18 protein-coding genes are annotated in these 23,682 nt (G+C 60.9%); 8 read left to right on the forward strand and 10 right to left on the reverse strand.

What is annotated here, in order from left to right; all coding sequences use genetic code 11:
- From P9L99_08190 to P9L99_08210, 5 genes are all read right to left on the reverse strand, one after another.
- Window positions 1–567, reverse strand: a 567-nt coding sequence (locus P9L99_08190) for a hypothetical protein (GenBank protein MDP8223323.1), incomplete at its 3' end; no start/stop codon positions are given.
- Complete coding sequence (locus P9L99_08195) at window positions 557–1,969, reverse strand: neutral/alkaline non-lysosomal ceramidase N-terminal domain-containing protein (GenBank protein MDP8223324.1); 1,413 nt, start codon at window positions 1,967–1,969, stop codon at window positions 557–559. The genes P9L99_08195 and P9L99_08190, both read right to left, overlap by 11 nt.
- Before the next feature lie 73 nt (window positions 1,970–2,042).
- The gene (locus tag P9L99_08200; protein ID MDP8223325.1) at window positions 2,043–3,203 is read right to left on the reverse strand and encodes an SGNH/GDSL hydrolase family protein; all 1,161 of its coding nucleotides are present in this window, start codon (window positions 3,201–3,203) and stop codon (window positions 2,043–2,045) included.
- A gap of 7 nt (window positions 3,204–3,210) precedes the next feature.
- Window positions 3,211–4,611: a radical SAM protein gene (locus P9L99_08205; GenBank protein MDP8223326.1), complete on the reverse strand. Its 1,401-nt coding sequence runs from the start codon at window positions 4,609–4,611 to the stop codon at window positions 3,211–3,213.
- Between the two features lie 10 nt (window positions 4,612–4,621).
- A complete protein-coding gene (locus P9L99_08210) occupies window positions 4,622–6,013 on the reverse strand; it encodes a radical SAM protein (protein MDP8223327.1) in 1,392 nt (463 codons plus the stop codon).
- Between the two features lie 106 nt (window positions 6,014–6,119).
- Between P9L99_08210 and P9L99_08215 the strand changes: the two genes are divergently transcribed.
- Complete coding sequence (locus P9L99_08215) at window positions 6,120–7,523, forward strand: radical SAM protein (GenBank protein ID MDP8223328.1); 1,404 nt, start codon at window positions 6,120–6,122, stop codon at window positions 7,521–7,523.
- A gap of 91 nt (window positions 7,524–7,614) precedes the next feature.
- Here P9L99_08215 and P9L99_08220 read toward each other — a convergent pair whose 3' ends face one another.
- The 4 genes from P9L99_08220 to P9L99_08235 form a co-directional block, all read right to left on the reverse strand.
- Entirely contained in the window at window positions 7,615–9,084 is a 1,470-nt protein-coding gene (locus P9L99_08220; protein ID MDP8223329.1) for a peptide MFS transporter, read from the reverse strand.
- A 108-nt stretch (window positions 9,085–9,192) separates the two neighbouring features.
- A complete protein-coding gene (locus P9L99_08225; protein ID MDP8223330.1) occupies window positions 9,193–10,374 on the reverse strand; it encodes a GGDEF domain-containing protein in 1,182 nt (393 codons plus the stop codon).
- Between the two features lie 42 nt (window positions 10,375–10,416).
- Window positions 10,417–11,712, reverse strand: a complete 1,296-nt coding sequence (gene purB, locus P9L99_08230) for an adenylosuccinate lyase (protein MDP8223331.1) — start codon at window positions 11,710–11,712, stop codon at window positions 10,417–10,419.
- Complete coding sequence (locus tag P9L99_08235) at window positions 11,709–12,509, reverse strand: MBL fold metallo-hydrolase (GenBank protein MDP8223332.1); 801 nt, start codon at window positions 12,507–12,509, stop codon at window positions 11,709–11,711. The genes purB and P9L99_08235 overlap by 4 nt, the downstream gene beginning before the upstream one ends.
- Window positions 12,510–12,654: 145 nt before the next feature.
- Between P9L99_08235 and P9L99_08240 the strand changes: the two genes are divergently transcribed.
- Window positions 12,655–14,862: an alpha-galactosidase gene (locus tag P9L99_08240; GenBank protein ID MDP8223333.1), complete on the forward strand. Its 2,208-nt coding sequence runs from the start codon at window positions 12,655–12,657 to the stop codon at window positions 14,860–14,862.
- An 87-nt stretch (window positions 14,863–14,949) separates the two neighbouring features.
- Here P9L99_08240 and P9L99_08245 read toward each other — a convergent pair whose 3' ends face one another.
- Window positions 14,950–16,575 (reverse strand): sodium:solute symporter, encoded by a 1,626-nt coding sequence (locus P9L99_08245; GenBank protein MDP8223334.1) that lies wholly within the window; start codon window positions 16,573–16,575, stop codon window positions 14,950–14,952.
- A gap of 251 nt (window positions 16,576–16,826) precedes the next feature.
- Here P9L99_08245 and P9L99_08250 point away from each other — a divergent pair, with 251 nt between their 5' ends.
- The 6 genes from P9L99_08250 to P9L99_08275 all read left to right on the forward strand — a co-directional run bounded on the left by P9L99_08250 (window position 16,827) and on the right by P9L99_08275 (window position 23,611).
- Entirely contained in the window at window positions 16,827–17,477 is a 651-nt protein-coding gene (locus P9L99_08250) for a hemolysin III family protein (protein ID MDP8223335.1), read from the forward strand.
- On the forward strand, window positions 17,477–18,112 hold the full coding sequence (locus P9L99_08255; GenBank protein ID MDP8223336.1) for a GNAT family N-acetyltransferase: 636 nt from the start codon (window positions 17,477–17,479) through the stop codon (window positions 18,110–18,112). Before P9L99_08250 ends, P9L99_08255 begins: the two co-directional genes overlap by 1 nt.
- Window positions 18,113–18,417: 305 nt before the next feature.
- Window positions 18,418–19,362: a cysteine synthase A gene (cysK, locus tag P9L99_08260; protein ID MDP8223337.1), complete on the forward strand. Its 945-nt coding sequence runs from the start codon at window positions 18,418–18,420 to the stop codon at window positions 19,360–19,362.
- Complete coding sequence (epsC, locus tag P9L99_08265; GenBank protein MDP8223338.1) at window positions 19,346–20,278, forward strand: serine O-acetyltransferase EpsC; 933 nt, start codon at window positions 19,346–19,348, stop codon at window positions 20,276–20,278. Before cysK ends, epsC begins: the two co-directional genes overlap by 17 nt.
- 82 nt (window positions 20,279–20,360) lie before the next feature.
- The gene (locus P9L99_08270; GenBank protein MDP8223339.1) at window positions 20,361–21,734 is read left to right on the forward strand and encodes a hypothetical protein; all 1,374 of its coding nucleotides are present in this window, start codon (window positions 20,361–20,363) and stop codon (window positions 21,732–21,734) included.
- Window positions 21,735–21,817: 83 nt separating this feature from the next.
- Entirely contained in the window at window positions 21,818–23,611 is a 1,794-nt protein-coding gene (locus P9L99_08275) for a hypothetical protein (protein MDP8223340.1), read from the forward strand.
- The last annotated feature ends 71 nt before the right edge of the window (window positions 23,612–23,682 follow it).

The following is a 23,682-nucleotide window of genomic DNA, read 5'->3' on the forward strand; positions in this document are numbered from 1 at the left end:
GACGGCGCCGTCAACCATCCAGTCGATGAAAGCCTCATCGCGGCCGCTACGCGGCGGTATCATGAGACCCCAGAGACCGATGGTGTCGGGCGCATGGTGCGAATGCGTGCCGGTGACGATCACGCGGTCGGTGGTCGTGCCCAGGGCCTCGCCGATTCCGTCACGAATGCGGAAGGCGTCGGTGATCACCACGCCCACGACATCGAGATTGATGAGAAACACGGGTTCATCGATCCCGTCGTCGATCGCCAGCGCCGTGGCGTACAAGGGATCATGCACACCCTCGGACCAGCGGCAGAACGCCTCGCTCAGAAAAAAGGAGCCATAGCCGCCCAGCTTGATCGACCAGTCGGGCGTGATATCTACGCGGGCGAAACCTGCCTGCAACTGGGGTGTCGGTTCGTCGTCGTCGTTATCGTCATTGTCGTCGTCATCATCATCATCGTCATCATCACCGACCGGAGCCGCGTCGTTGTCGTCGTCATCATCGTCGCCGCATCCGGCGCACAGCGCCGCGACAATCATCAGCAGAACCAGGAGCGACGCGAATCGCTTCCTAGAAATCACTGAATATTTCCTCGTATGCGCCGATCACCGAGTCGCCCATGTCGGGGCCGACCGACAGGATGGAGAAGTAGATGTAGAGCAGGTTGCGGTATTCCTGTTTCGTCATGATATAGCCGAGCCAATCCTGCCCGATGTTGGCGATGATCTTCACCTCGCCGTTCATCACCTCACGCAACTCCAACCCGACGCGCGGCGAAACCTCGCCCGGCGCGGTGGCGAAATACACCGGCCCCAGGCGCCACGCGGTCATCGTCGTTACGCCGACGCCGCCCAAGGGCGGGATATCGCGCGGAATCAGGCCCAGGGCGCCGACCAGCGCGAAAAACGGATTGTTCAGTTCTCCTTCGACGACCAGCGTGCGCAGATCGATCGTCGTGTCGTACACCCGCTGGACATCGCCCAGAATCTCCTGAGCGGAGGCGGCGATACCCGCGCCGTAGAACTCGGTTATCTCCCAAGATCCCCATGAGCGCCCGGTGTAGTTGATCGGGTATTCGTCGTTCTGCGGATGCACGCCCGCGCCCAGGTTGCCGTTGATGAACATGTTCACGCCGCCAAGCTCTTCGTCCATGATGCGGTAGAAGGGCCCCAGGAAATCGGCGGATGTCATGTTGTTCTGCGGGCCCATGACCATCGGGTGACATGCCCAGTTGACGATCGTGCCAATGATGTCGTCTTCGTCGTCCAAAAACGCCAGAACGCTCAACGTGGAATCCAGCGGCGCCTGCGGATCGATCGTCCATTGCCCGTTGTAGTGGAACGCCGTTTCCTCGCCGACCCCGGCGTAGACCCGCGCCGGCTTCATCGCCTCGTACGCCGCCCCGGCGGCCTCGACCGCCCCGGCGATCATCTGCTCGATAAAGACGTCGTCGCGACCGGTAATCGGCGGCAGCATCACACCCCAAATGCCGACCGTGTCCGGAGATTGATGGTTGTGCGTGGCCGAAATCACGACGCGCTCGGGCGCGATGCCCAGTTGCGCGGCGACGCGATCCTGAATAACCACGACGTCGGTGGTGATGATGCCCACAGTGTCGACCGTCATTTGAATCACCGGCTCGTCGCTACCGTTTTGAAAAGCGAAGGCCGTGGCGTAGATGGGATCGTGCGTACCCTCCGACCACCGGCACAGCGCCTCGCTGAGGAAATACGTGCCGTAGCCGCCCATCTTGACCGACTCTATCGGCGAGATATCCACTCGCGCCGCGCCGACCTTCAGGCCCGCGTCGTCGTCGTTATCGTCGTCATCGTCGTTGTCATCATCGTCGTTGTTGTCGTCGTCGTCGTCATCGTCGGCGTCGTCGTTATTGTCGTCGTCATCATCGTCGTCACCGCAAGCCGCCGCCAACGTGAAAATAAGTAGCAATGCCAGTAAAGCGATCCAGAATCGTTTTGAGTTCATTGACGTGTCCTTTCACCAACTAGGCCAATCCGTCAAACACTATAAAGATTTAGTATCGATTCCGACAAGTGTCTTATCGCCGCAGGGTTTGACTCTCCGCCAGCAGCTTGCCCGCGACGATCTTCGCGATTTCCCGCGTGCCTTGCGGCGTCGGATGAATGTGGTCGAACAGCAACGCGGGATTGCCCGAAAGCGGCGTGCAATCGATGACGCGCTCGGCGGGGAAGGCGGCGTCAATCATCTCGTTAATCGCTTGCCACGCCTGCAGATGCGTCGCGTAGTTGAAGGCGTGCCGCCACGTGAACACGCGCTCGCGCCGGATCTCTTCCGGCAGGCTCGGATGCACCAGTGTGGCCTGTTTCGCCACGTAGAAATCCGCGCCGGTTAATTCCGCCACGCGCTGCATCAACAGTAAGTTTTGGCGAAACACCTCGACGCCCCGGGCATCGAAATGGTCGGCAAGCTCCGCGTCTGGACGCCGCTCGTCACCCGCTTCGCCCGTGGTCGCCGCCGGCGCCGCCACCGTTCGCAGCCGCAGCAAGCCGTACAACCGCGACCGGCTCAGCAGCGAATCCGTCGGCCACGGTTTCAACCGCGGCGGAAGTTTCACGGGGGTAAACGACCAATCGCGGTCGCCCTCAAAGCGGCGGTGGATGATCTTTTCCGGCGAGGCGTCGTCGAAATAGTACATCTCGTTCCAGCCGTGATAGACCACGATGATGTCCGGCGCGAAAAAGCGCACCTGCGACCACAAGCGACCGTAGGAGTCGAACGACGTGTAACCGCCGACCGCCGCGTTGATCATCTCCAGGTCGAGATCCGGACGCGCCTCTTTCATGCGCTGGTAGGTCAGATAGGGCCACGTATCCTTGTCGGCCAGCAGCGTGCCGGTTCCGGCCGTGGAACTGCCGCCCAGAAACGCCACACGAATTCGTCCCGCGGGCTTGGCCACTTCCTCCATTTGGGGCGTGGAGATAAAGCCGAAACGATTGACCGATTTCTTCGCCTGCGGATCGGCCAGCGGCCGATTCACGTACGCCGCGTAGGGATGCACGAAGGCCCAGCCGCGCATCGGGTGCGGCTGCTCGCCGGGCGTGGTCAGCGCCGCCACGTCCACCGGCGGCTGCGTGCGCGCCAGCATCTCACCCGCGCCCACCACGACAAACACTACGAGCAACGCCGCAACCGCGGCGAAGACTCGTTTATGGTGGGATATGGCGTGTGGATCAGGCATCCGGTTTTTAGTTATCACGAAACGCTTTGCGCAAAAAGAACAAAAACAAAAACGGCACGAGCTTGCGCCGGTTGGGCAGCCGCCATAAAAGGCGCAGCAAACGTTGCGGTCGCAGATACGTGCGCCAATAAGCGCTTTTCTTGAGGCGCTTGAGACGCGGCAGCGGCACGCGCGAAAGGTTGACGTCCGACTCCCAAAACGAGAACGTCGCTTCGCCCTCCGGCAGTTTCACGCCTTGTTGCAGCGCGATTTCGTACAGGTCGCAGTTCTTATACGGCGTGGCGCGGTACAACCCGATGGTATCCATGTGCGAACGCACGGCGAAGTCCACCGTCGCGCGCACTTCCGCCTCGGTCTCGTCGGGCAGGCCGATGATGAAATTGCCGTGGATCAGCATGCCGAGCCGGTGCGCCGTTTCGATGGCCCGCCGCGCCTTTTCCAGGTTGAGGTTTTTACGCATCAGCGTCTGCATGCGTTCGGACGCCGTCTCGATGGCGAACATCACCCGATACACGCCCGCGCGGCGCATTAACGCCAAGGTTTCGTCAGGCAGCATGTCGCTGCGCAAACCGTTGACGACCGCGATTGGTACGCGAATATTACGGCTCAGCAAGCCCTCGAAGATAGCGTTCACCCGTTCGATGCGCGCGTTGAACATGTCGTCGATGATCGTCACTTCGCCCACGTGGTGCCGCCGCACCAGCTCCTCGAATTCGCCGATCACGTACTCGGGGCTGTGCATACGATGCACGCGCCCCGCCGTTTTATGGCACCACGCACAATCGAAGGGACACGCCCGCGCCGTCTCCATCATCATGTAGCGCGGGTGCGCGTAAATCATCCCGATGCGCGGCAGCCGCCCGTAGACATCCAAGTCGATCAAATCCCACGCCGGGTAGGGGATGACGTCCGGATCCGCCGCCACCGGCCGCTCCGGCGTGCGGCGTAATTGGTCGCCGTCACGAAACACGATGCTGTCTACGGCCGTGGGTTCGCCGCCCTCCAGCAGGGCCGTGACCAGGGCGTGAAAAGTGATTTCGCCTTCGCCGGGAATGACGTAATCGATGTGCGGGTCGGCACGCATCGTGTCTTCGGCGTAGGCCGTGGCGTGCACGCCGCCGATGACGACCGGCACGCGGGCGTCGAACTTTTTGACCATCTCCGCCACGCGGTGCATGACCGGCGCCTCGGGGCTTTGCGCGCTGATGGCCACCAGTGCGGGCTTGTGCCGCGCGAGCGCGTCGGCGACGAAATCGAAACGCTTGTAGGTCGGCCGCATGTCGTGAATCACTGGCTCGTGCGACGAGTGCGCCCGCAGGTAGGACGCCAGGTACAGCAGGCCCAGCGGCTGCGAACACTCCACGTGTTCGTCGTGAACCGCCGCTTGCACCAGCAATACTTTGGCCACGCCGTTCCCCCTACCACAAAAAGGTTTTGCGCCACCAGATCGCCATCAGGTGGGGCAGGTTGGCGGCGATGTTCGGCAAGCGACGCAGCACGCGCCAGAATCGCCGCGGACTCACGTAGAAACGAAAGTACGCCAACTTCTTCAAGTGATCGACCACCTCGTCACTCACTGGCGACACATTCACTTTCGATTTGTGAAACTCGAAGCGAGTAAAATCGTCGGGCACGCTCGCGCCGTATTTGCGGGCCAGCGCGACCAACTCCGTGTCGCCAAAAGGAATCACGCGGAAGAACGCCGCCGTCGCCAGCATGCTGCGTTCGGCCAAGGCGATCGTGTCGCGCATCTCGGCCTCGGTTTCGGTCGGGAAACCCAGCATGAACGTGCCGTGGGTCAACACGCCGTAACGGTTGGTCGTGTCGATGACTTCCAGCACACGGTCCAGATTCAGGTTTTTGCTGATCAGCGTTTGCAGTCGCGGCGAGGCGGTTTCCACGGCGTACATGCAGCGGAACATCCCGGCGTCGACCAGGGCGCGGATCGTCTCCTCGTCCATGATGTCGCCGCGCAGGCCGATCGGAAACGCCAATTTCAAATCCAAGCGCCGCAGGCGAATCAAGCGACAGATTTCCTGCACGCGCGCCTTGTCCAGGTTGAACATGTCGTCCACGAAGACGATTTCGCCGATCCGGTAACGCGCGACCAGTTGCTCCAGTTCGTCGACGACATCACGCGGGCTGCGCGGCCGCCAACGCTTGCCCAACACCCGGTGGCAGTACGCGCAGCGGTACGGACATCCCCGGCTGGTCGACACCGCCGCGTAACGCCGCCGCGCCCAGATGACGCCGGTGCGCGGCATTTTGTAGTAGGCCTCCAGGTCGGCTAGGTCGTATGCCGCGAAGGGCAGGGAGTCCAACTTCTCGATCCACGGCGCGGCCTCGTTCGATTGCAATTCGCCGTTCTCGAGCCACACCAAATTCGGCACCTCGTCCCGCGGCAATTCGCCCTGCAAATGCCGAAGCAGCGCCGCTGCGCCGATCTCCCCTTCACCGCGGATGGCGAAGTCGATATCACCGCGGGCCAGCGTGTCTCCCGGATACGTCGTCGGGTGACTTCCTCCGGCGATCACCGGCAGGTCGGGCTGATGGGCTTTAACTGCTTTGGCCACCGCGTGCATCGCGGCCTGGTCGACGGTCATCGCGCTGATGCCCACCACATCCGGGCAAAAACGACGCACCGCTTCGATCACCGGCGCGACGTCGCGCACGTTGTGCTGCATGTCGAAAAAGCCGACCGTTGCGCCGAGCGTTTCCCGCACATAGGCGGCCAGTTGCAGCGTCCCCACCGGAAAGCATTTTTCCGTTTCGGGAAAGTAGGTCGCCGCTTGAATCAATAGAAAACGCAAGCTGATTGTCTCCCTTGTCGTCCGGTCAATGTAGCCCACGGCCTCCGCACTGGCAACGAGCGCCGCGTTGGCGTCGTCTTCACGCGTCGGATAGAATCACCGCACGATGCGCATGCTCCTAGTCCAAACACCGAACGTCGAAGGAACCCTGCTCAACCTGCCGGGCAAGGAGTTGCCGCTGTCTTTGCTCTACTTGGCGGCGAACGCCCGGCGCGCCGGGCACGAAGTCGCAGTACTCGATCTTGATTTCTGGGGCGGCCGGTCGCCCTTTCTGGAAAACGCCCTCCAGCGTCTGCGCCCCGATCTGGTGGGCGTCTCGGCCTACACCACGAACGTGGCGCGCGCGGGCGATATCGCCGCGATGGTCAAACAATGGAATCCTGAAGCCCGCACGGTGCTCGGCGGCTTTCACGCCTCGGCGTTGCCCGCACGCACGCTCGCGGAATTTCCAGACTTCGATTTCGTGATTGCCGGCGAGGGCGAACACACGCTGGTCGAGTTGGCCGCCGCGCTTGAAAGCGGTGACAGCCCGGCCGGTCTGCCGGGTATCGCGTTGCGCAGCGATGACGAAATCGTCCAGGGTCCGCCCCGTCCTTTGGTGGAGGACCTGGACGCGCTGCCGTGGCCCGCGCGCGACCTGCTGCCGCTGGAAAAATACGTGCCCGATCCGGGCAGCTTCTATTCACTTCCCACGACGAGCATTCTCTATTCGCGGGGCTGCCCGCTTCATTGCACCTTTTGCTCGAAGTCGGTCTTTCACGACGTCATTCGCTATCGCCGTCCCGAAAACCTGATCGAGGAAATGCGCGCCTGCATGCGGGATTACCGCCTCAGCGATTTCCGTTTCGTCGACGAAGGCCCCACGATGCGCCCGGCGCGAATGCGTGAACTCTGCCAAGCTATCCTCGCGGCGGGGCTGCGCATCACGTGGCACACGTATTCGCGGGTCGACACCGTCACGCGCGACGACCTGGAACTCATGCGCCGCGCCGGCTGCTACCACGTCACCTACGGCGTGGAATCGGGCAGCGCGCGCACCCTCGAGCGCATCGACAAGCGCCTCACCTTGGACCGAGCCCGCGAAGCCATCGCCATGACCAAAAGCCTCGGGATGGAGTGCAAGGCGAATTTCATCATCGGTTTTCCGTGGGAAACACGCGACGACGTTACTCGCACGCTGCGCTTCGCCTTCGACATCTCGCCGGACCTGGTGACCATCAACGTGTTCAAGCCCTTGCCCGGCAGCCGTTTGTACGACGAGTTGGAAGAAAGCGGTGAGCTTCGCCATACAAAATGGGAGGACTACTTCGCCACCAGCGAGTACTTGTTGTTCAAATCGCATTTCACCGAGCGGGAAATGAAGCGGATCCTCAAACGCGCCATCCTTCGCTTCCACCTGCGCCCGCGCTTTTTATGGCAACGTTTTCGAAGGCTGCTGCGCCACCCGCGCCGCGAGGCGTTCACCCTCTGGCTGGGCATGAAAATTATTATCGGTGATCTATTTCGCTAGATGTCCTCAACGGCGCCGGAAATAACGACTCCCAAGAAAAGAAGGCGCACCGGAGTGCGCCTTTTGTTTTCGAGTGTTGGATGCCAAGCGGCTAGTGCACGCCGTGCATCCACTTTTTCAGTTTCGGCGCGACCAGGAACAGAATCACAGACGCGGCGGCGGCCGTCCCCACCGGAATGATGAAGAAGTTCGACTTGGTCATGCCGTCATAGTTACCCGCGAATAAGCCGCCTACCAGGTTCGACAGGAAGTTCGCCCCGAACCACGTGCCCATCATCAGTGAGCCGAAGCGCACGGGCGATAGTTTGGTGACGGCCGATAATCCGATCGGCGATAGACACAGTTCGCCTGCCGTAAACAGGAAGTACGCGAGGATCAGCCATAGAATGCTGACCTGCACGTCGGTCTTGTATTCTTTTTCGATCTGTTCGTCCGTAACGCGCTCGCCTGGCGCGAAAGTAATTTCCTGCCCGCTTTCTTCCGCGGCGTCGATGGCCGCTTCCTGCTCGATTTTGATCTCCGAAGCCGCCAACGCCTCCTTGGTTGGGAAACCACCGTCGGCACCGGAATCGATTTTCGTCCCCGCCATGACCATCAGCACCATGCCGAAGGTGAGAATCGCCAGGCCCAGGGCCATCTTCAGCGGGATCGACGGGTCTTTGCTCCGCCGGCCGAGTCGGGTCCATAGCGCCGAGAAGATCGGGGCCAGCAACAGGATGAAGAAAGGATTGACGGCCTGGAACCAACTGGTCGGGAATTCCCAACCCAAGAAGTCGATATTCCGGTCCGTGCTGCGGTCGGCGAACAGCGTCAGGCTGCTGCCGGCTTGCTCGAAACTGGCCCAGAAGAAAATAACGAAGAAAGCGAGGATGAAAATCACGGCGATGCGGTGCTTTTCTTCGGTGGTAAGCGGGACGGCTTTTTTGCTCAAATCGGCCGACGGTTTGGCCTCCGGCACCATGCCCGCGTTGCCGAGCAGTTTCTTTTGTCCCCACAGGTAAAGCAGCAGGCCGAACACCATGCCGACGCCCGCGGCCGAGAAGCCGAAATGCCAGCCGAGTTTCTCGCCCAGCGTGCCGCAGACCAACGGCGAGAACAGCGCGCCCAGGTTGATGCCCATGTAGAAAATCGTGAAGCCGCCGTCGCGCCGCGGGTCGTTTTCCTTGTAGAGCCTGCCGACCGTCGTGGAAATGTTCGGCTTGAAAAAACCGTTGCCGAAAATCAGCAGCAGCAGCGCCGAATAAAAGAAGGGCAGGGTTTCGAAGGCCATCGCAAAGTGCCCCAAGGCCATGAGAATCGCGCCGATCGTGATGCACTTACGCGCGCCCCAATAGCGGTCGGCGATATAGCCGCCCAGCAAGGGTGTCAGATACACGAAGCCCGTGTACCAGCCATAAATCGTGCCGGCTTTTTCCGTCGAGAAAAGCAGCGATTTGGTCATATACAGCACGAGCAACGCGCGCATGCCGTAGTAGGAAAAGCGCTCCCACATCTCTACGAGAAATAGGAGATACAACCCTTTGGGGTGTCCTTTTGCGGTGACCGGAATGGCTTCGTCCATGGGTGCCCCCTGCGAGCGAAGGATCTCTGGATACAAAAGAAGTTGATCTTTTCTACTGGGTTGGACCGGAGGCGTCAAGGAAGATGTTGGAAAATAGTCGGTTTTCGTCTAACGGGTGGTGACTCGGTTTTTGCCTTGCTTCTTGGATTCATAGAGCGCGTCGTCCGCATCGTGCAGCAATAGGTCCAGTGATTTCAATTGTGTCGCTTCGGCGGTCGTGCAACCGAAACTAACCGTGATCCGCACGCGCGTGCCGTCCATCAACTGGAAGTCCTCCGCCGCGATCGCCGCCCGGGCCCGCTCGGCCAGCGACAAGCATTGGCTTGCCTCTGTATCTTTGATGACTACCAGGAACTCTTCCCCGCCGATCCGCGCTACCATGTCGTAGGGGCGGGAGTTCTCCTGCAGCAAAACGGCGACCCGCCTGATCACCAAATCGCCGGCCGCGTGGCCGTAGGTGTCGTTGATGCGCTTGAAATCGTCGATGTCGGCCATCACGAGACTGAAGCCCGAGAGGCCGCGCTCGGTGCGCGCCATTTCTTTTTTGATCAGATCCATGATTGTGCGGCGATTGAACAGTGCGGTCAGTGGATCGGTCATCGCGAGAATTTCCAGTTGCTCGGTCAGTTCGGCCAGCGCCCGGTCGCGTTCGCCGATGTCTCGTTGCAGGCGGCTCGACAAATACACGGTGACGATGGCAAACGCCACGTAAATCAAGAGTTGCACGAGTACGTAGCGCGATTCTTGGAAGAAACTCAGTTGCAAATCCTGTGCGTCCGTGAGCATGGGGAAGAACGGCAGCGTGCCGACTCGCTCGGCGAACACAATCGCCACTAAGCCCGCGGAGCCGATCAACAGATACAGCCAGGCGTCGCGGGGGCCCAAAAACCATGAAGCCAGCAGCGCCGTGATTGGAATCAGCATGGCCAAAATCGTGAACGAACTGCCGGCCATATGGATATGGTACAACCACACCGGCAGAGACAGTCCCAACACGGCGCGCATGGATATCGTATAAAACAGGGCCGGGTGCCAGTGCCGTTGGCCGGCCAGGCGATTAAGCAGTAAAAACAACGCGATAGCGACTAAATAGAAGAGGTTGAGGATGATCGACCACACGGCTCCCGACACGTTCATGTTGCCGAGATTGCCCCACATCGTTGCCGAGAGGACGTGCATAAAGATCACAATCACGTACGCGTAGAGAAATATCCGCGCGGAACGCAATCCGTTTTCCCGCTTCGCCTCATCCAGCGTCAGCGGCCTGTCTAAGGACAGTCCTTCGGTCATTCAGTCATCCGATTACCTGCATGTGCCGACCGGGGTAGACGACTACTCGTCGAAGACCCGCTTAAATATGTTATCGACATGCCGAAGCTGATGCTTGATATCCAATGCTTCGCGAACCGTGTTTTCGTTCACATGGGACATCAATTCGTCGTCGGCGAGCAGCGTGGTGAGGAAGTCAGCGTCCTGTTCCCACACTTTCATGGCGTTGCGCTGAACGATGCGGTAGGCATCCTCGCGGGATAACCCGGCTTGCACCAGATGCAGCAGCAAGGTTTGGCTGGCGTACAAACCGCCGGTCAATTCCAGGTTTTTCATCATCCGTTCGGGGTACACAAGCAGTTTGTCGACCACCCCGGTCAGGCGGGCCAAGGCGAAATCGGCGGCGATCGTCGCGTCGGGTCCGATCACCCGCTCCACCGAACTGTGGCTGATGTCGCGTTCGTGCCACAAGGGCTGGTTTTCCAGACTTGCCAGCGCGTAACCGCGCAGCAACCGGCAAAGGCCCGAGACGTTTTCCGTCAGCACCGGATTGCGCTTGTGGGGCATCGCGCTCGAGCCCTTTTGACCTTTGTGGAAAAATTCTTCGGCTTCGTACACTTCGGTGCGCTGTAAGTGCCGGATCTCCACCGCGATCTTCTCCATCGTGCCGCCGAGCACCGCGAGCGTCGTGAAAAACGCCGCGTGCCGATCTCGCTGCACGATTTGACTCGACGCCGGCGCCGCCTGCAAGCCAAGCGCCGCCACAGCCTGCTCCTCGACCGTCGGCGGCAGGTGCGCAAAGGTGCCCACCGCGCCGCTGATCTTGCCGACCCGCACGTCCTCCCGCGCTCTTTCGAGACGGGCGCGATTGCGCTTCATCTCGTCGAACCAAATCGCCAGCTTCAACCCGAAGGTGATCGGTTCGGCGTGAATGCCGTGGCTGCGACCGATTTGGACCGTGTGCTTGTGCTCCTGCGCCCGGCGTTTGAGTACGTCGAGCATCTTGTCCACGCCGGCCAGCAACAAATCCGCCGCCTGCACCAATTGCATGTTGTAGGCCGTGTCCAGCACGTCCGACGAGGTCATGCCCATGTGCACGTAGCGGCTGGACGGGCCCACGTGTTCGGCCACATTGGTCAAAAAGGCGATCACGTCGTGCCGCGTGACGGCTTCGATTTCCTCCACGCGTTGTACGTCGAACGCCGCCTTGTCCCGCACTTCCTCGAACGCTTCGCGCGGCACCAGGCCGTGGTTCACCATGGCCTCGAGTGCGGCGAGCTCCACCTTCAACCAACAGCTATAACGGTTTTCGTCGTTCCAAATCGCAACCATGTCTTCGCGGCTGTATCGCGGAATCATTTTTGTGGCTCCTCGTGCAAATCGATCCAACGCCCGACTTCGTTTTGACGGCAGACGCGCAAATCGACCGCGGCGTTCAACTCGCCGAGCACGTCGCGCATGTGCTCAAAAGCCACCCGCGGCGTATTGTTCTGTTCCGATAAATGCCCCAACAGCAGATAACGCAGCCGATCGCTCCAAACATTGACCACCGTGTGCCCCGCTTGCTGGTTCGATAAGTGTCCTTGGTCGCCCGCGATGCGGCGTTTCAGCCAGATCGGATAGGGGCCCACGCGCAACATCTCCGGGCAGTGGTTGCTTTCCAGAATCATCGCGTCGGCCTCCCTCAACGATTCCATGGCCGATGGCGTGACCGTGCCCGTATCCGAAGCAATCACCAAACGCAGACCCGCGGACTCGACGATATAACCCATCGGGTCCGATGCGTCGTGACTCGTCGCAAAGGCCCGCACAGTCAGCCCACCCACGACCACCGGCGCCCCGGCGGTGAGCACTTCGATGCGCTCCGTGCCCGCCGATACCGCTCGATACCGCCCGCACGGCGTGGACAGCGTTCCTTCGCTGCCGTACACCGGCGTCTCGTGCCGCCGCGAAAAAATCGCCGCGCCCTTCATGTGATCGGCGTGCTCGTGGGTCAGGAAAATCGCCGCGACCTGCGAGGGCAATACGTCCACTTGTTGCAGACGCCGCTCCAATTCCCGTCCCGACAATCCGGCGTCGAAAAGCACAGACGTCCCGTTGGCGCCGACTAAATAGGCGTTTCCTTTGCTGCCGCTGGCCAGTGAAACAAGGCGCAAATGATCTCTCCTTGGAAAACAAATCAAGATATCGTATCCACTCCGGACCGTCCAGACCAGATATGGATTTTGAACGAGTGTCCGGCGTCGCGGAAACGCACTTTTCATTCTTGTCCGCGCGGCGCGTGGCTGTTAAAGTCCGGCCATGAAACACCATCGATATGCGGCGTTCTTCCTGGTTTTTTGCCTTATCCTTCTCCCCTGTTTCGGTTGCGAAGAAGAGGCCGGCAAAGTGGTTTTGCCTACGCCCCACGGACCACCGCCGCCTGAGCAATGTCCCGGCGCGCTTTCCTGGGACGAGGCGACCGCCCATTTCGATTTCACCAGCGACGCATGCGGCGTGTACCTCGAAGGCGCGACGTTGCGGCTGCGAATCAAGCGGGGCGGGGTCACCACGACCCTCAGCGCCGTCGACTACCCAGAGCGGAATCTCGTCGAAACCGCCTCCGGGACGCGCTGGACCCTCGCGGGACGCGCCGATGCGCCCAACGTGGTCGTCGACATCGCGCAAAGCGACGCGGCCGACATCGCCGTGTTCGAAGTGTCCCTGTCGCATCCGGCCGCTACCGGCTACGCCTGGCAAGTGGAATGGGTGGAACTCGTCGACGCCCGCGATCACGGTCTCACGTTGCCGGAACTGACCGGCCGCGCGAGCTGGATTCAAAACGGTTACGACTCATGGTCGTTCACCGGCGTGGAAAGCCTGTCGAATGTGTTGGGCGAACCGGCGCGACAAAACGGTACAGTCGCTCCCTGCGCCAACAACTACGATTACTTCAGCACCTGCTCGGGCTTCTCCTGGTGGTTCGGCGGCGTCGGTAACGACAACCGCACGCCCGGCTTGTTGTGGGGCGCGTTGACGGCAAAACATTGGAAGACTTTCGCCGCCGGCTGGTACCCGCGCGACCGCCGCGATCGCGTCAAGTTCGCCATCGTCCAGGGAACCCCCGGCGACGCCCGAGTTCTGGCGCCGGGTCAAACGCTGGAACTCGATCCGCTGTGGCTGATGCTCGCCGCGCGACCGCCCTACGACCTGCGCGAATACGCCGCCGCCGTCGCCGAACGTACGCCGCCCCGGCAACCGGCGCAGGATTCGCCCTTCGGCTGGGGCACCTGGTACTACTACTTCAAGGATATCGATGCCCCGACCGTGCTGGCCAACTGCCGCGAATTGGCGCGCTTGATTCCCGACGAATCGAATCTGCTTTGCCAGATAGACGACAATTACCAAACCCACGTCGGCGATTGGACCAGCTACAACGATACCTTCCCCGACGGCATGGCCGCGCTCGCCGACAATATCGACGCCTTGGGGCTGCGCCCCGGTATTTGGATGGCCCCGCTGATGGCCGATCCGGCGAGCGATCTTTTCAAGCAACACCCCGAGTGGTTCCTGCGTGATGGAAACGGCGAATTCGTGTGGTTTGACGACCTGCTGAACACCACCGACTTCGCCGTGCTGGACATCACCCAACCCGGTGCCGCCGAATTTCTGCGTGACGCCGTCGCCACAAAAGTCGACGAGGGGTACAGCTACCTCAAACTCGACTTCCTGTTCACCGGCGCGTACGAAGGGGCGCGGCAGGGCGGCCTCACGTCGATGGAGGCCTATCACGAGGCGATGCGGACGATCACCGAAGCCGTCGGCGAAGACGTTTACCTCTTGGCCAGCGGCCAACCTTGGCTGCCTTCGGTCGGGTACTTCAACGCCGCGCGCGGTTCCTCGGATGTGACCGGCTCCGTCCCCGGCTTCCCGCTTTACACCGTCACGGCCAACCTGGGCCGGTACCACGGCGTGCGGGCGTTCGTCGACGAAATCTGGTTCTCCTACGACCCGGACAACCTGCTCGTCCGCTCGCCCCTCACGGATTCCCAGGCGGAAGTCAGCGCGGTCATGACCTGGATGAGCGGCAAGACGATTATCGGCGATAGCCTCACCGAAGCCACGGCATCCGATCTGGACCGCCTCGCGCAGGCTACCGATCCCGCGCTGCGCGCCTGGGGCGGCCGTTTCTGGGCCGTTGACTTGCTCGCCGAAACCGTGTGCTGGCCTATCGCCACGCCGGCGTTCGACCTGGCTATGCTTGCCAACGCGCCGCCGCGGCTATGGGTGCGGCAATCCGGCGACGAATGGCTCTTGGCCGCGTTCGCGTGGGGTGTTACCGGCGAATATCTGCGGTTCAGCGACCACGAACTGGCGGCCGATTTCAGCGGCGGGGTTTCGATTCGGCAGATTTACGGCGCCGAGGAAGCTACGTTGAAATATGACGGCGCGGGTGGTTGGACGACGACCGTACCGGGGCAGAGTGTCGGCGTGTGGAGTCTTACACCTTCAGATGCGACCGGCGACTGACACGAACCGGCGTCGCGAGATACTTACCAACAATACGGGTAGGAGCGTCTTCAGCCGCGATGAATGTGATGATGTTTCCCGAACAGCTTACCCGGTAAACAGTAGCCACACGCCGAAGACGCACAGGATAAGCACGACCGACAGCACGATGGTCGCCGTGCGGCCTTCCTGCACCTCGAGGCTTTTTTCGGTGGTCTGGAACGTGATGTCCTTCAGCTTTGCCGCATCGGGCTCCGGCGTCAGGACGCTGACCACCAGCAGAACCGCCGAGCAAACCAGGAACAGCCAGAACGCGAAGTGCAGGAAGTTCATGTCTGCGAAAGCAAACAGAACACTTCCCTCGCTGAGCGAACCCTTCAGAATCTCCGCCACCAGCCGGCCGATGCCCAGCACAAAACCGGTCGCCAGCGAGGCGATCGCGCCCTGAGCATTGACGCGCTTCCAGAACACGCCGAACAGGAATACGGCGGCGATCGGCGGCGCGATGTAGGCCTGCACGCTCTGGATGTACTTGTAGAGCGTGCCCGCCACGAGGCTCATCAACGGAATCCACAGTAGGCCGAGCACGACCAGCAAACCGGTCGAGATCTGCCCGACGAACACAAGCATGCGTTCAGTGGCCTGCGGCCGGATTTTCTTGTAGATGTCGAAGGTGACCAGCGTCGAGCAGGAATTGAACACAGAGGAAAGGGAACTCATCAACGCCGCGAGCAAACCCGCCACGACGATGCCGCGAACGCCCGCGGGCAGCAATATGCCCACCAGGGTCGGCAGCGCTTTATCGGGAGAATCAAGTGTGATCTCGCCGGATTGCACCATGGCGTAGGCGATCACGCCGGGCAGCACGAAAATGAAGATCGGCAGAAGCTTGAGGTAGCCGCCGAAGATCGTACCGCGCTGTGCTTGTTTGATGTCGCGGCCCGACAACACGCGCTGCACGATGAATTGGTCGGTGCACCAGTACCACACGCCCAGAATCGGCGCGCCGAGCAGAATGCCGGTCCACGGGAAGTCAGGGTGCGTCATGGGTTTCCACACCGAGAAGAAGCCGCTGCCGGCCGTCGCGTGCAACGCGCTCCAACCGCCCACGTGCGCCAGCCCGATGACCGTCACCGCCACCGACCCGCCGATCAGCACCACGGCTTGCAGCATGTCGGTGTACATGACGGCGCGCAGGCCGCCCAGAATCGTGTAGGCGCCGGTGGCGACCACGACAATAATCGCGCCGGTCCAAAAGTTGAGCCCCATCAGCGACTCGAATACGATGCCGCCCGCGGCGATCGTCACCGAAATCTTCGTGACCACGTAGCCGAAAATCGAAATGCCCGCCAGGTAACCCCGCGCCGCTTTCGAATAGCGCCGCTCCAGAAATTCCGGCATCGTGAATACGCCGCTCTTGAAGTAGAAGGGCACGAACACCCACGCCAGAATGAGCAGAATCAGCGACGCCAGCACCTCGAATTGCCCCACCGCCACGCCGCTTTCGGCGCCGGTCCCGGCCAAACCGACCAGGTGCTCGGAGCCGATGTTCGAGGCAAACAGCGACGCGCCGATCACGAACCAACCGACGTTACGCCCGGCCAAAAAGTAACCGGTCGACGTCTTGCGCGTGGTGTCCTGACGCATCGCCCAATACGCGATAGCGAACACCAGCAAGAAGTACATGGCGATCACGACCCAATCGAAGGAACTCAGCAGGCTTTCGTTCGGCATGACTACATCCGTTCGCTTGAATGGTACGATAGCCGGCGGCCACGCGACCGCGCCGGCACCCTTTTTTTCTCGATAAAACAGTGTTGAACCGGGCCACTTTATGACGCTGCCTGACCGGAATCAAGCACCCTGCGGGCACCGCGGCAAAGGCAGGTCTGCCTTGACGAGGCGGGCAAAGTGGTTTTTATCTAGGCGACCGGCCGCAGCGAACGCCGACCCGCTTTTGCGGCCATACATAAAGGGGTAGGACCATCGCCGAAAGCGCATACACACCCGGTGAAGATTTCGCCAACAGCCTGACGCACGCGCTGGCCGCCGTGGCCGGTGTCGCCGGGCTGGTGTTCTTGCTGACGCGTTCCACGACGACCGGCGACGTGTGGCGCATCACCAGCACCGCGATTTACGGCGGGACGATGATCCTTCTTTTCTTGATGTCCAGCCTCTACCACGCCTTCCGACGGCCGCGGGTCAAACACGTGTTTCGCCTGCTCGATCACTCGGCGATTTTTCTGCTGATCGCCGGCACCTACACACCTTTTATTTTGATCAGCGCCCGCGGGGCGGTGGGGTGGACGATTTTCATTCTTGTGTGGTCCCTGGCGGTGGCGGGCATTTTGTTCGAGCTTTTTTTTCTCGACCGCTTCAAGTGGTTGACGGTGACGATTTACGTTTCCCTCGGCTGGATCGGCGTGTTCGGCGCCAAAACGATGATGCAGGCTCTCTCGGCCCCGGCCCTGTGGTGGATCCTGGCCGGAGGGCTTGTCTACACGACGGGCGTTGTTTTCTACAAATGGAAAAAGCTGCCGTACAACCACGCCATCTGGCACGCCTTCGTGGTCGGCGGCGCCGCGTGTCATTGGGTCAGCATTTACGCCTTCGTGCTGCCGGTCGGCAACGCCTGATGACGCCCGCGCTGCGATTCCGGTGGGGCTACTACCAAAACCCGGCCGGCCGTTTGCGCCTCAACGAATTCGTCCGCGAGGTGTTCGGCCTGGATTTTGCGCCCTGGAACGAGTTGGGCTACGATTTCGCCGAGTACACGCCGTTTTCCTTTTTCGCAGACCGGCACGTGGCAGCCAACGTCTCCGCCTCGCCGATGCAGTTGGTTGTGAACGGCAACGAGCGCCGCGCCGTGCAAATCGGCACTGTAGCCACGCGGCCTGATCTCCGTCGCCGCGGGCTGGCACACTCGTTGATCGACGAAGCACACGCGCATTGGGATCGCCGCTGCGACCTCTTTTTCCTCTTCGCCAACGAGAGTACCGCCGACTTCTACCAGCAATTCGGTTACCGATTGGTGCCCGAGACGCGTTTTCGGACGCCGAATCCGGCCGGTATGTCGCCGCGCCCGGCGTTCGTCACATCGAATTCCACTTCACGCCCGACCGGCTGGACGTCGCCGATGCGCTCGAAGTTCATGCGTATGATTCGCTGCTTTTTGTCCGCGGCTCCTTTCCCGTCGAAAACGAAACCTTTCGTTTCCCCACCACAGCCGAAGCGTAGCAACGCCAATCCCTACCAATCTGGCGTAGTATAATAAAAATGAAATACATTAATAAATCAACGTGTTACAACAATCACGACGCACGCGAAAGGTAATGTCACGGAGCGATGGCAACCTTTTCTTGACACCCCGCCACGTGCGGCTTAGGTTCCACTGAGAAACGAACGAAAGGCAACACCGTCATCATGGTTCAAATAGCCCGCGACTTACCGGCCCAAAACGAGGCAACCCGCGTGTGGTGCTCGGCGGTCATCGCCGGGCGATGTCGATGTTGTTGATCGCCCCTGTTTCGCTTTAAAACGCCCATCACAAAACGAAAATAAGCCAAGGAGAAGTAAATGGCTCGCATTGCCAGCAACATTACGGAACTGGTCGGCAACACGCCCCTGGTGCAGCTACAAACACTGCCTAACGAGGCTAACGGGCGCGTACTGGTGAAAATGGAAGCGTTCAATCCGCTCTCGTCAATCAAAGACCGCATTGCGCTTTCGATGATCCAGGACGCCGAAAAAGCCGGCCGCATTGGTCCCGACACCGTGTTGGTTGAGCCGACTTCCGGCAACACCGGCATTGGTCTGGCTTTTGTCGCCGCGCAGCGCGGCTACCGGCTGATTTTGACGATGCCCGAAACCATGAGCATGGAACGGCGCAAGCTGCTGCGCATTTTCGGCGCCGAACTGGTGCTCACCCCCGGCACCGGCGGTATGAAGGGGGCCATCGACAAGGCGCAGGAGTTGGTCGATAACAATCAGAATTACCTCATGTTGCAGCAGTTTAAAAACCCGGCTAATCCCCAGGTCCATCGCGAGACCACGGCCGAGGAAATCTGGAATGACACCGACGGCGAAGTCGATATCCTGATCGCCGGCGTGGGTACCGGCGGCACGCTGACCGGCATCGCCGAGGTCATCAAAAAGCGGAAGCCGAGTTTTCAGGCCATCGCCATCGAGCCGACCGGCAGCGCCGTGCTCAGTGGCGGCCAACCGGGATCGCATAAGTTGCAGGGTATCGGCGCGGGTTTCGTGCCCGATATTCTGAACACCGACTTGATCGACGAGGTCGTCAAAGTTAACGAAAAAAATGCCGGTGAAACTGCGCGGCGACTCGCCCGCACCGAAGGCCTGCTGCTGGGCATCTCGTCCGGGGCGGCGATTTGGGCGGCCATCGAAGTGGCCAAGCGCCCGGAAAACGCCGGCCGAACCATCGTGGTGATTGCTCCCAGTTCCGGCGAGCGTTACCTTTCCACATGGCTTTTCGAGAACCTCTATGACGCCGATCGTTAAAAAAGGCACGCCGCCCGTCCCCTCGACGCTGGCGCAGGTCGTCGAAGAGCTCTCCAACGTCAACGGCGCGTATCGCTGCCGCCCCGCCCAAAGGCCTCTGCCTTCCCGCGACGATATCATCCTGATCGTCAAGGAACTGCGCGGCATCCTATTTCCCGGGTATTTCGGCGGCAACGAATTGCGTCCCGAGGGCCTGCAGTACTATGTGGGGCATATTCTCGACGACGTACGGGGACGCCTCCGCGAGCAGATCCTGCGCGGGCTTTGCTTCCAATGCGAGACGCCCGGCGAACATTGCGATACCTGCGAGCATGATGCGTCGGGCATCATCGATAAGTTCGTTGCCCGCTTGCCGAAAGTGCGCCACTTGCTGGAGACCGATGTTGCCGCGGCGTACGACGGCGATCCGGCCGCCACGAGCCCGGACGAGGCGATTTTCTGCTACCCGGGCATCACGGCAATCACTTACTGCCGCCTCGCCCACGAATTGTACAACCTGGGCGTGCCGTTGATTCCGCGCATCATCACCGAATACGCCCACAATCTGACGGGTATCGACATCCATCCCGGCGCGGTGATCGGCGAGAGCTTCTTCATCGACCACGGCACCGGCGTGGTGATCGGCGAGACGGCGCGCATCGGCTGGCGCGTGCGCATCTACCAGGGCGTCACCCTCGGGGCGAAAAGCTTCCCCCTCGACGAAAACGGCAAGCCCATCAAAGGCATCGACCGCCATCCGAAGGTGGAAGACGACGTCATCATCTACTCGGGCTCGACGATCCTGGGCAACGTGACGATCGGGCAGGGCAGTGTCATCGGCGGCAATGTGTGGTTGACCGCAAGCGTCCCGCCCGGCAGCCGCATCACGCAGGCCCAGGCGGTCAGCGAGTCTTTCGAAAACGGCAGCGGCATCTAGCCCGTCCGCACGCCGGTTGGCGTTCCCACTATCGCGGCGCTATATTATCCGTCCACGCGGAAGTCACAGCGAGGAAACGATGATGCATCCCCGGCGTATTCAGATTCTGATTCTTCTGGTTCTCTTTGCGGCAGGGGCACTGGTCGGCTGCGGAAAAACGATCCCGCCCGACACTCGGCCGCCCGAAGCCTGGCAGTCGCCATCGACCGCCGCCTCCGCGACCGCTGCGCCTTTTCACGCCGGCATCGCCCGCGTCAATATCGTCCCGAACCACCCGCTGCCCCTGAGCGGTTACGGCGTGTACTTCGGCTCGATGCGCACCGTGCGCATGTCCCAAGGCGTGCACGATCCGCTGTACGCCACGGCGCTCTATTTCGAAAAGGGACCCGACAAACTGGCCGTGATCACCTACGACTTGGTGGGCTTGGTGAAGGGAGACGTTGACGCCGTCCGCGAAATGGTGGGCCGCGAACTGGGCATCGATCCCGAGCGCGTGATTGTCTCGAGTAGCCATACCCATCACGGTCCAGACACCGTCGGGCTGTGGGGTACGCTCTTCCCTCCGAAAACCGGCCGCGACGAAGCCTACATGGATTTCGTCAAAAGCCAGGGCGTAAAAGCCCTGCGCCTGGCGATTCAAGCGCGCCGGCCTGCCCAGTTGCTCGTGGCCGTGGGAGAGGAAACGGAACTGCACTCCAACATCCGGTCGGAAACCGATCCCAACGCGCCGATCGATCACATTTTGACCGTCCTGGCGCTCAAAGATCAAAACGGCAAGATCTTCGGCACCATGACCAACTGGCCGTGTCACCCGACCACCGAAGGCGGCGACAACCGCTTGATCTCCTCGGATTGGGTGCACTATCTGCGAACCGAACTGGATAAGCACTACGCCGACGCGGTGCACATGTACGTCAACGGGGCGATCGGCGGCGCCATCCAGCCCCGCGATAAATGGCGCGACGAAGAAACCGGGCCCGATGTCGAGCCCTTCACGTGGACCGAACAGATGGGCACCTGCCTGGGCCGAAAAGTCGCCGGACTGGTCGAGAAGGCCGAGCCGGTGCCCTTCGAGCGCATCGAAGTCAGGCATGCGCCTGTGCGCGCTTACAACCACAACTGGGCCTTCGATCTGGGTCGCGATCTGAAGATTCTGGCGATGCACATGCCTGCCGAAGGCGAGGTCTTTTACTCTCAGGTTACGGCGGTGAAAATGGGGTCGTTGCGCTGGGGCACGCTGCCCGGCGAAGTGATGCCGGATATCTCCAACCTGGCGCGTGCGAAGCTCGGCGGTCACGCGCAGATCATGGTCGGCCTGGGCCAGGACTGGCTGGGTTACGTGATGCTGCCCAAGTACTACGACGATGAGCGCTACGCATATGAGAAGCTGCTGTGTGTTGGTCCGGAGTTCGGCGCCAATTTGTTGAAAACCTATAATGAACTGACATTTGAATAGGTGTTCATTTTTCGTCTTGCGCCCAAAGCTCCTTTCCTCTAACTTAGCCAAACGGCGATTTTTCGACGGCGAGGAGCTTGTCTATGTCGGCTGTTTTGATCTTCCGCAGAATTTCTTTCTTGTTGATTTTTCTCATGGCAACCGGTGCGTTTGTGGGTTGCGAACTGGTGGACGTCGATCCGTCGCCGCCGTACCCGCTGCGTAATTGGGACTATACGTATCCCGATCAGGACGACGACCCTGCGCCGTGGGTGGATCCCGAAAACTACCCTTACGTCACCATCACCGCCCCGGCTGACGGCTCGATCGTCGAACCGGGTGTCGTGACCGTCACCGGCGTCTATCAAGGCCCCGAATTGGCGGAGTTGACGCTTAACGGGCGCGACATCGCCGTGTCCGGCAGCACCTTCACCGGTACGGTTACCGTCGGTGATGACGACCTCTTCGTGCCGATCGTCGTCGACGCGATCACTTCGGAAAAGCAACGGGTTTCCGGCGACCGAGTCACCGTGCTGCAAGGCGCCGCCGGTCTGCCCGGCGATGCCGCGACGAGCTTGGGTCTCGACCTGGAAAATCGCGGGCTCAACACGCTTGCCGATTTCATTGCCGATTTGATCGACGGCTTCGACTTGGCCGACCTGCTCAACCCGAAAATCGCCGCCGACGGCAAAGCGGGTTTGGAACTCAGCGAAGCGTCCATTGAGGGCGTTGACCTCGTCGTCAAGTCGACAACCGACGGCCTCGCGCTGCGCGTGATGATTGGCCAAATCGTGCTCGACGCCAACCTCTTCGGCCTGGACGTCTACGTGGACATTCAGGGCATGCTGCTCGAAGCGATGATGGATGTCGCGGTCGACGAGAACAACGAAATCGTGCTGACGCTGGTCGACTCGTCATTTTCCGTCGCGTCCCTGGGCATGGACGGCATCATGGACGACTTGGCGTCCTACCTTGTGGGCGCCGTGGCCGAACTGTTGCTCGACCAACTCGTGCCCGGCCTTCTGGAAGACGCCTTGGCCGGCCTCGATCTGACGATTACCGGCAATGGTTACGCCTTGAGCCTACTACCGGCGCTGGCCGTGACCGGCGACCGCAATTTCACGCTCGGGTTCGACTCCGTGTTGGACGTGACCGACGCCGACGTTTTCGATCTCGATTTCCAGCCAGACGGCTACCTGACCACCGTCGCCGGCCCCCCCGTCTTTCCGGAAGTAACGCCGGTGACCGGCGCCCCGTACGGTTTGGGACTGACGATCAACGACGATTTCCTCAACCAGGTTTTCTATGCCTTGGCGGCGACCGGCTCGCTGGAGTTTTCCTTGAGCGAGGAATTCGTCACCAGCGAAATCATGTCGCTGATTTTCTTCTCGTACCGAAAAATCGATCCGCCGCTACCGGTGGTTTTCCGCTTTGAGCCGACCGTGGCGCCGATCGTGGCTGGTTCGGCTGAAGACAACACGATGTATCTCGTTCTGCCCTCGTTCGCCATTCGCGCAATGATCGAATGCGGCGAGGACGAAGCATGCCGGGCGGCCGGTGAAAGCGACGGCTATTGGGAAGCGATGACCGTGATGGTGGATGTGGTCGCGCCGCTATCCTTTACGTTCAACGACGACCAGAGCCTTTCTCTCAAGCTGGGCGAGTTGGGCCTGGCGGTCGACGTGGTCCATAACGCCATGGGCCAGAAAAACATCGACAACACTGAGCGCTTATTCGCCGAACTGTTCGGCGACGTTCTGCCCGAATTGCTCGGCGATCTACTGGGCGGGCTGCAGATCAAGCTCCCCGAATTGGCCGGGCTGAAAATCTCCCTGGCCGACATGGCGACGATCGGCGAACTCGATGACAACCTGGGTATCTTTATCGATATTCAGTAACCGACTTCCTGTCGGGTCAAACAGGCTTATTGAGGTCGGGCCTGCCTTCGGGCGGGCCTTTTTTGCGGCCT

The sequence above is a fragment of the Candidatus Lernaella stagnicola genome (genome assembly GCA_030765525.1).
GTDB classification, from domain to species: Bacteria; Lernaellota; Lernaellaia; order Lernaellales; family Lernaellaceae; genus Lernaella; species Lernaella stagnicola.